The organism is Lysinibacillus sp. EB271-A1-10B (assembly GCF_058791335.1).
Window position 1 is genome coordinate 1 of sequence record NZ_JBYTDL010000047.1, and the last position, 8879, is coordinate 8879.

The 8879-nt window shown below is 35.9% G+C and carries 6 protein-coding genes; 5 read left to right on the top strand and 1 reads right to left on the bottom strand.

Annotation, left to right across the window (positions count from 1 at the left end; translation table 11 throughout):
* Window positions 1-603 precede the first annotated feature (603 nt).
* The 3 genes from AC3WSK_RS26200 (at window position 604) to AC3WSK_RS26210 (ending at window position 4870) form a co-directional block, all read left to right on the top strand.
* A complete protein-coding gene (locus AC3WSK_RS26200; RefSeq protein WP_492414926.1) occupies window positions 604-861 on the top strand; it encodes a hypothetical protein in 258 nt (85 codons plus the stop codon).
* A gap of 215 nt (window positions 862-1076) precedes the next feature.
* Window positions 1077-2891 carry a methyl-accepting chemotaxis protein gene (locus tag AC3WSK_RS26205; RefSeq protein WP_492414925.1) on the top strand — a complete coding sequence of 605 codons (1815 nt, stop codon included), beginning with the start codon at window positions 1077-1079 and terminating at the stop codon, window positions 2889-2891.
* A 587-nt stretch (window positions 2892-3478) separates the two neighbouring features.
* On the top strand, window positions 3479-4870 hold the full coding sequence (locus AC3WSK_RS26210; protein WP_492414924.1) for a TcaA 3rd/4th domain-containing protein: 1392 nt from the start codon (window positions 3479-3481) through the stop codon (window positions 4868-4870).
* A gap of 237 nt (window positions 4871-5107) precedes the next feature.
* Here the strand turns inward: AC3WSK_RS26210 and AC3WSK_RS26215 are convergent, their stop codons facing one another.
* Window positions 5108-7462, bottom strand: a complete 2355-nt coding sequence (locus AC3WSK_RS26215; RefSeq protein ID WP_079563387.1) for a M13-type metalloendopeptidase — start codon at window positions 7460-7462, stop codon at window positions 5108-5110.
* A gap of 451 nt (window positions 7463-7913) precedes the next feature.
* Here AC3WSK_RS26215 and AC3WSK_RS26220 point away from each other — a divergent pair, with 451 nt between their 5' ends.
* Window positions 7914-8054 carry a hypothetical protein gene (locus AC3WSK_RS26220; RefSeq protein WP_170939051.1) on the top strand — a complete coding sequence of 47 codons (141 nt, stop codon included), beginning with the start codon at window positions 7914-7916 and terminating at the stop codon, window positions 8052-8054.
* 90 nt (window positions 8055-8144) lie between these two features.
* A complete protein-coding gene (locus AC3WSK_RS26225; RefSeq protein ID WP_079563388.1) occupies window positions 8145-8744 on the top strand; it encodes a hypothetical protein in 600 nt (199 codons plus the stop codon).
* The last annotated feature ends 135 nt before the right edge of the window (window positions 8745-8879 follow it).

Below are 8879 nucleotides of genomic sequence, written 5' to 3' on the forward strand. Positions count from 1 at the left end.
GTATTTTTATAATTTTGTCTTGCGTAAGAATCTGCGTTTGCAGTGAATTTACATTACGACTAAGTTGTGTTTAGACAAACATTTGTTGCATGAAGGCTTGTTTTTGGTTTAATAAGCCTTCTAATTTTTTTCTTCAAAATCAATCTTATTTTGAAGGGTAGTTATAAAGTTAGCAATTATATTTTGCTCAAGATTGAAGGGACTAGTATAGGCGTTTCAAGGAAGGTAGAATCTTTTATACTTACACGATCATGTCTTGCTCCAGAATCACCATACATATAAAGAAAAACGAACTGATTTTACTTGCTCTTGTAAATTAGGTAAATATAATTTAATTGATGATAAATCTCTAGGATATACAGCAGCTATGCGGGTTATACCAACAGCCCTCGCTTTTACTTGTGACCAAACTGAAGGAGTAGTATACAAATAATTTAAAAAGTGACTATTAATTTTTGAGACGATAAGTTAGATATTGCGGACATTGTAAGGAAATATCATAATTTAGGTTCAAAAGAAGTAATTAATAATCAAAGTTCTACTTTTCAATCGAAGATAGATTCAAGGCTTAACCTTTTTAGCTTAAGTATAAAAGACTTTAAAATGGCTGATAATTACAATTTTATTGAAGAAGCTGCAAATATAATAATTAAATTTCACGATTTTAACTTGAAACATTATTCAAATCGCTTTGCGAAAGATGATCTTCAAAAAATAAATTCTGAGGACTTTTATGAGTTCACTAGTCTTGTTGAAAAATTAATAAAATCGCTTTTTAAAGATGATGGCCAATTAAGAGATACGCTTTTAAAAGTTTATGTTGTAGAAACAGAGATTGGAATTTTGATGAAGAAGTATTAAAATCATTAACGAGGGATAAAGGGAGAACTAAAATAAGCTTTGCTCCAAATATTTTATAAATGTATAACTTATGTATAACTGGTTGAGTTGAAACAGTGTAACTATGAATATTAAGCCCTCCACCACAATAAAAAGGATTACAATATTTGCGTGAAGCGGGGATCTAATCGCAACTATGTGTATTATTATAGATAAAAGCTAAAATAGAAGGTGTAATGAAAATGGGTTTTCCCTTGATTGGAAGAAAAAAATTATTAAATACCAGAAGGACAACTAAGCGCTCTAAAAAAGCGAAGTCTAGAAGTTTAGTATTTACGAGCTCGTTATTTCTCTCCGCTCTCATAATTATCGTTATCGGATTAATGATTTCCCTGTCCATCCGCGATCAACGTGGGGCGTACTTTCGCCAATTTGATGAGTATGGAAAAGTATTCAAATCCATAACTCAACAAAATGAACCTCTTGTTGCTGAAGCAACGAAGACAATTCTTGAGCATCAACCATTGGAGGGAAAACCATTCGAAGAACTCCCCAATATTTTTAATTCTATGAACTCCAATTATATGGTAGTGGATGTCTATTTATTAACACCGGACATTATCAAGAAGGATGGCAAAGAATACTTATATAACTCAGAATATGGTCGGGATCCGGTTGAATATGCTGAAGAGTTAGGTACGTTATATGAATTAGATTCGGATTTTCTTAAAAATTACGAAGATGCAATGAGAAATGGTAGCACCTTAACTGATGTTTACACTGATGAAGGTGGAACTTTCATCTCGTATTTAGCGCCGATTAATGACGGAAGCGGGAAGCCAGTTGCCTTGTTCGGTGTCGATTTCGATTACGGGATTGTTAAAAAGGAACTTCAACGGATTCTATGGACGAATATCACGGTTGGTATTTTTTTTGTACTTATGTTAATCGGGTTGGTTGTATTCATTCTTCGTAAAATGTTGCGCCCGCTTGCACGTTTAGCTGAAGTGTCTGAACATGCTTCGAAAGGCGATTTAACCGTTGAAATTCCTGTACTGAGCCATAATGAGATTGGTAAGGCTGCAAGTTCATTTAATCAGATGATTAGCGGACTTCGGATATTGACCCATAACATACAAAATTCTTCGAATGAAGTTGCAGTATCTTCTTCTCAATTACAAGAAAGCGCTACGCAGACCGAAGCAGCTACACAAGAAATCACAGGTGCCATTCAAAACATTGCTGTTGGGCTCGATGAACAACTTCGTCATACTAATGAGTGTCAACAATCAATGAAGGAAATGGGAATGGGTATTCATAGAATCGTAGATGCATCATCCATCGTCTCAGAATTGGCTTCGGTTACAGTAGATAGCGCAAATGCAGGAATGAAGGATATAGAAACAACAGTTGCTCAAATGAGCACAATTGAACAAAACTTGAAAACATCGGTCGAAGCAATCCATGGACTGAAGAAATTAAGCGATCAAGTTAGTGAGATGGTTACATTAATAGGTAGCATTGCTAATCAGACCAATTTGCTTGCACTTAACGCATCGATTGAGGCATCGCGAGCAGGTGAGCATGGTAAAGGTTTTGCCGTTGTGGCTCAAGAAATTCGTATACTCGCTGAACGGTCCAAAATCTCTTCGGAGAAAATAACTGACATACTCCAAGGCATCAGCGATCACACGAGTAAAACAGTGGTTTCTTTGGATAAATCAATGACAGAAGCCCAGACAGGTACACACATTGCGAATAAGGCAGGGCAAACATTTAGTTCGATCGTGGAGTCGATTCAGAAAGTGTCCAATCAGATTGATGAAGTATCTGCTGCTTCGGAACAACTGTCATCAGGAAGTGAGTTAGTTGCGGCTTCACTAACAGTGCTGGAGGGTATCGTAGATTCATCTTCAGCCGACTCTGCTCACGTCGCCGCCTCATCAGAAGAACAACTTGCAGCCATGCAAGAGGTAGCCAGTTTTGCAGCTATGCTTTATGGGCTGGCGGATGAAATGAAACAGAGTGTTGACCGTTTCCGTGTAAAGTAGGTTACTGGTTAAAACCGCACTTACATTAGTTACGGTGAACCGTATAATAAGTAAGTGAGGTTTTCTACTTTACTGACGAGTAATTGTTAATAAAGTTGATATAGCTGTGAGATGGCAGCCTAGCTAAGAGATTAGTTGGGCTGTTTTTATTTTCCTGTGCTATGTATATATAGATTTTGGTAAATGTTTCATCATTTGCTAATACATAAGATGACAGAGAGTTCTTCAATGAGGGGATGATGTAGCTTTGGATTCGTTCCACCAATCGGTCCAAAAATTTCGGATTCAGTTTTTGAACTGATTGGTGACTCAAATCAAGAATAAAAAAACGTACTTAGAACAGTTACGGAGAACCGTATCACAAGTAAGTGAAGGTTATTTCAGTTACCTTAGTTTCAGTTTGAGAGTTAAACATTTTATTTTTGAAATGTAAGGGGGGCTAACATAGAGTAACGCTGTGTGTTGGCCTCCCTTTTTGCGTATTTGTTCTTTTGATTTGGGTGGTAGTTACTGTTTTTTCAGTAAGACTAGTACCATTTTTCAAAAAAATGTATAATGTGCTGATGTATATGTAAGGAGGAATAAAAATGGATTTTTGTGTTCACTGTGGTCATCAAAATGCAGAAGAAACTAATTTCTGTGAGAACTGTGGTAAACCTATTAATTCGGTAAGGGAAACAAAATCTGAATCGAATGATTCTGTAGGACCACAGTATTCTAAACAAAATGGAAAAATGTCGAAGAAGAGTAAGTTTACAATCATAGGTATTGCAGTAATGATCGGGTTAGTTGTGATCGCAAATATTGCTATTACAAAAATGTTAGATCCGATGAAGCAGATTGAAGCGATGGATTCTGCATTGAAACAAGAAGATTATCAAGCGTTTTTAGAAGAATTCCAAATTCCTGAAAAATCGATTTATGATGCTGAAAGTTTTTCTTTGTATGTAAAGGAAAATGGGTGGAGCGCAATTCGTGATAATTTAATAGAGGAAGTAAATTCTTTAGAAAATGGTGAATTCGCGGATCCCATTAGTGATAGTCATGGTACAGATTTGATAACGATTTTACAAAAGGAAGTCTTGTTTGGGCTCTTTAAAAAGGTAGAATTCAAATTGGTACCAATAGAAGTCTACACTGAAGCGCCATTAAAGGATATAGAAATTATGATTAATAATCATAAAGTTAAAACGGATAACGAAGGCACACAATTATTGGGCCAGTATTTGCCTGGTGTTTATGCCTGGAGTTATACGTATGATGGCCAGTGGGCTAACTTGAAGAATAGCGGTGAACTGGCAATCCGAGGGAATGGATCAAATAAGCTGAAAATTGATATTGATTGGGATATGACATCTTTAGAATTAGATTCTGACATAGAAGATGCAATCGTTTATGTAAATGGGAAATCCACTAAAATGACTGTTTCAGAAATAGGGGAAATGTACCCTCTTCCAGCTGACGATATTATAAAGATTTATGCTGTTGCCAAAAACTCAAAAGGTCAAGAGGTTCAATCAAATATCATTACTTCAGATGCCCGATATGCTTACTTTGAATTTCCAGAAGATACAAATCAACCTACTATTGAAGAAGAACAAGAAAAAGTTACAAATGGAAGTCAAAAAGATGAGTACATACAGAAGCTAGATTCGATTGATGCTGGCTTAGCAGATTTGGAGCATTTGTATACTAATAAAGATAATACAGAAATTTTAAAAGCAGAAAAAGAAACATATACTAGATGGGATAATATCTTAAACGAAATTTATGCTTTGTTAAAACAGCAACTTTCTAGTGGTGATATGCAGAGTTTAAAAGAAGTACAAATAGAGTGGATTAAAGACAAAGAGAGTTCTGCCAAAAATGCGGCTTCAAAGTATGCTGAAGATGAAATGAAAGAAATTACAAAGTATAAAATTGAAGCTCAATATACGAAAGAAAGATGTTATGAGCTAGTAAAAAATTATATGAAATAAACAAGTGAAAAAGAGAGTTTTAAAATCTATTACACAAGATATCTACATAAAAAATTCTCTAAATAATTGAGTGTGTTCTTTAAAAAAATAAACCCCAAGAATGCTGTGAAATCGACATTCTTGGGGTTTTTATTTCGATGTGTATTTATTTACTCTAAAAGGGACGTCTTAGACAGCCTCTTTGCCTTTATACACTGATGTAAGAGCTATCGGAATTAGCTCTATCTGTTCTGATTTTTACCAGATGGAAACCCGATCTTCCGGGGCTACATACATGCCATCTCCAGGCTTAATTCCATACGTATCATAGAATTGTTGGAAGTTCACAATCGTGCGGTTTACCCGAACTTTATTGGCTGAATGTACATCATTTTTGCTCAACATCGCTGCAAATTCTTTTGTAGTTGTGGATTTCCATACTTCTGCACTGCTTTCGAAATATGCTTTATAATCCGGATTACTCATTTGGGATACAACTTGCAATGAAGCTGCCATTCCACCTAAATCAGCGACATTCTCGCTTAGTGTAAGCTGACCGTCACTCAAAACACCGGGAATAATCTCAATTCCATTATAGAACTCAATCAGTTTCTGGTTTTTCTCTTTGAATTTCTTAAAGTCTTCTTCTGTCCACCAGTTATTTGCATTTCCATTTTCGTCGTATGCAGATCCGTTGTTATCAAATGCATGGCTGATTTCATGGCCGATGACCATGCCAATGGCACCATAGTTTGCTTCAGGTTTAGCGTTAATATCATAGAAAGGCGCTTGGAGAATACCGGCAGGGAACGTAATTTCGTTATTAAAAGGATTGTAGAAGGCATTTACGGTATATACACTCGTTGCCCATTTCGTTCTGTCCACTGGTTTTCCAAGCTTGGCTTTCATGTCATCAATGTATGCTTTGTTTACTGTGACGGTATTAGAGAGCAGTGAACCGCCTTCGTCATATGTCTTGATAGCTACTTTATCTAATGTCGTATCCCATTTATCTGGGTAACCGATCTTAACAATCATCGTATCCAGCTTTTTAATTGCTTTAGCTTTTGTTGTCTCTGACATCCAGTCAAGAGATTTGATTCTTTCCTCATACGTAGCAATTAATTTCTCTACCATTTGCTCAACATCTTTTTTAGCTTCTGGTGAAAAATGTTTCTCGGCAAACATTTGCTCCAAATATCCGCCCATTGAGCTAGTTGTCTTGGCTACAGCGATCTCTTGAGCTGTTTTTTCACCTGTAACGCCGTATAACGTTGCGTCAAACTCAATAGCAGCATCTTTGAATTCATCTGACAACGAACCGCTTGTTGCCATAATCAATTGCACTTTGGCGTAAGCCTTAAGTACGTTAAGATTAGCCTCAGTCAAGAGATCTGCGCCTTTTTGCGCCAGCTTCACATCGGTTACGATCACTTTATCAGCACTGTCGACTTTCATCGATTTCAAGACTTGTTTCATATCTACTGTTTTGAACATGTCATCGAATTGTTCGATTGTATACGGATTATAGTATTTATTGACGTCACCTTGTTCATGAGGTTCAAGTGATACGGAAGCTAAGCCTTTCTCCATATCATATATTTTTTCGGCAAATGCATTCGCAGCAGACTTTTCCTCGCCCGATGCCACAAGAAGTTTGGTCATATATTGAATATAGGCTTTTTTCGCTTTCGCGTCTTCTGTTACAAAGCTGTTCTTATCCAGAACAGAAGTTAATCCAGAGTAATACAAAGCATTTTCACTGCTGTTCTTTGCATCGTTCATGATTGAAAAGCTAAATAATGAGGTTAGACCCAATTCTTTCTCCAGGATAAGATCGGCTTGAACGAGTTCATCAAGTGTTTTTGCCTCGTCAATTGCCTTTACATATTTCTGGATAGGCTCCATCCCTTGTTTATTTCTACTTTTTGAATCCAACGCTGTCGAATAGAAGTCGGCAATTTTTTGTTCTTTTGTTCCTTCTGCGAACTGTTTGCCAGCGAGTTCATTTATTATTTTTTCTATTTTATCGTTATTTTGCTTGTGCAGCTCAGAAAACACGCCGCCCATGATTTCCCCAGCCGGAATTGTCGATTTATTTAACCAGTCCTTATTGATTGCTTCATAAAAATCGTCATTTAAATGGGAGCCTTTAAGCGACCAAATTCTAGAAATTATATTTTGAAACTCAGCGATCGTAATAGTGTCATTTGCGCCTAATGTGCCGTCAGGATTGCCCGTCAGTACGCCTGCTTTTGCCAGTTTATCGATATCTTTTTTAGCCCAAGCGGGTACATCGGAGAACTCGACGCCGAATGTTCCACTGCGCAAATCATTTCCAACAGGCTTTGGCAATTTTCCAAATGCTCTGCTCAACATGACTAAAGCTTCAACCTTCTTAGCTGGCTCATTCTCTCTTAAATCTCCATTTTTAGAGCCTTGCATAATGGCTTCTTTATTAATTCCTTGTTGATAAGCGTCTGCTGCCATCAACAAAGTTTTTACAATCTCTCCTCTTGTCGCTGATGGCGACTTTTCATCGGCATACACCGATACGCTAACTGATAGGACCATTATTATGGTCATAAGTAAGGATAAAACCTTCTTTTTCATCTTCGTGCTCCTCTAAAGTATATTTGTATAAATAAAGATAAATGGGTAGAATTTAGAATTTTCACCATTTACATACCATTGTAGTTGATTTATTTCAATTTGAAAATATGTCAGGAGCTTTTTAAATTTCAAGAAAGCATGATTTATTCAATTTGGGCTGATAGAGCTTTTAAAATTTAAAAAGGTTTAAATATCGTTAACGCTTTTATTATATTCTGGATTAACTTGTGTCATACAACATGTGGGGGAAGTTTAGTTTTTAAAAAGGCGTGAAGGTTGATTACTTTAGGAAAGTAGACGAAGCACCTACTATGATACGGTGAACTGTATCATAAGTAAGATTATTAAAAAGACCACCCAAAACATTGATAATGCAATGTTTTAGGTGGTTTTATTAACTCTAAATTAAATTTATGATAAGCTAGAAAAAGGAAATTAAGGATAAATACGCATGGTAAAACTCTGGATGTTTGTTGATCTAGCAGTAATTTATATAATTCGCATTGTTCTTGGTTTCTTATCTGGTGTATATCTTTTGGATGGTACAACATCTCGGTTAATTAATGGTGAGCGGAAGCAAAAAAATTTATAAGGTTGAAAAAATATTGTTTAAATGAACCGCGCTTAGACAATTTACAAAAACGTATTATAAGTAAGTGTGGTTTTTATCGGAGGGTTAACAATGAAAAAAGCAGAAATGATGGACAAGTATTTGGACTCTTATGGAAAAGGAATTAGTAGTTCTGAGATTTGTCATGTTGTAGATTTAGTTTTCAAGATTAATTTAGATGAGACACCTATTTTATCAAAAGAGAAGGAAGAGATAGATGGAATTTCTTCATCAACAGGGAGAGCGGTAATAGATTCCTATCTAAATCAATATGACAGCAACATAACAGGGGCAGAAATTCGCAAAATAATAAATGAAATTTTTGGTGTTAATTTAGAAGCGATATCTTCATTAGAAGGAGCAAGAATTTCTTTATATTCAAAAGGTCAGTGGATTGTTCAACATGAAAAAGACTTATTTGTAGTATATACTGGAGCAAGTGATGTTGACGTAAAGGTCTTTCCTACAAATTATTTCACTGAACAAACTGGGTTAGTAGCATTACCTTCTGATTTACAACATGCACTAACGAGTATAGGGTATCACTTCGAAGAAGAAATCGATAGTTACTATTTCTTAAATCCAACAGGTGAGGCTGTTCCAGATGCCTTCAAAGGAAAAACAATAGGCGCTATACTTGGTGTCATCCAACAGTCATTCTCAAATTTATAAACAAACGAATACATAAATAAGTTAGTAATTGGGTTCTAAGTCAAACGTTGGGGTGCTATACTCTTTCAGCACCTTAACCCAGATGAACTCCAATTTCTTTATACTTTAAATTTAATAAGATTTTTGCTCGAAAGT

Bases quoted from the DNA above. Each gene is read 5' to 3' on its own strand.
- AC3WSK_RS26220 (WP_170939051.1), top strand. From the start codon at position 7,914: ATGGTAAAACTCTGGATGTTTGTTGATCTAGCAGTAATTTATATAATT.
- AC3WSK_RS26205 (WP_492414925.1), top strand. From the start codon at position 1,077: ATGAAAATGGGTTTTCCCTTGATTGGAAGAAAAAAATTATTAAATACC.
- AC3WSK_RS26200 (WP_492414926.1), top strand. From the start codon at position 604: ATGGCTGATAATTACAATTTTATTGAAGAAGCTGCAAATATAATAATT.
- AC3WSK_RS26215 (WP_079563387.1), bottom strand. From the start codon at position 7,462: ATGAAAAAGAAGGTTTTATCCTTACTTATGACCATAATAATGGTCCTA.
- AC3WSK_RS26225 (WP_079563388.1), top strand. From the start codon at position 8,145: ATGAAAAAAGCAGAAATGATGGACAAGTATTTGGACTCTTATGGAAAA.
- AC3WSK_RS26210 (WP_492414924.1), top strand. From the start codon at position 3,479: ATGGATTTTTGTGTTCACTGTGGTCATCAAAATGCAGAAGAAACTAAT.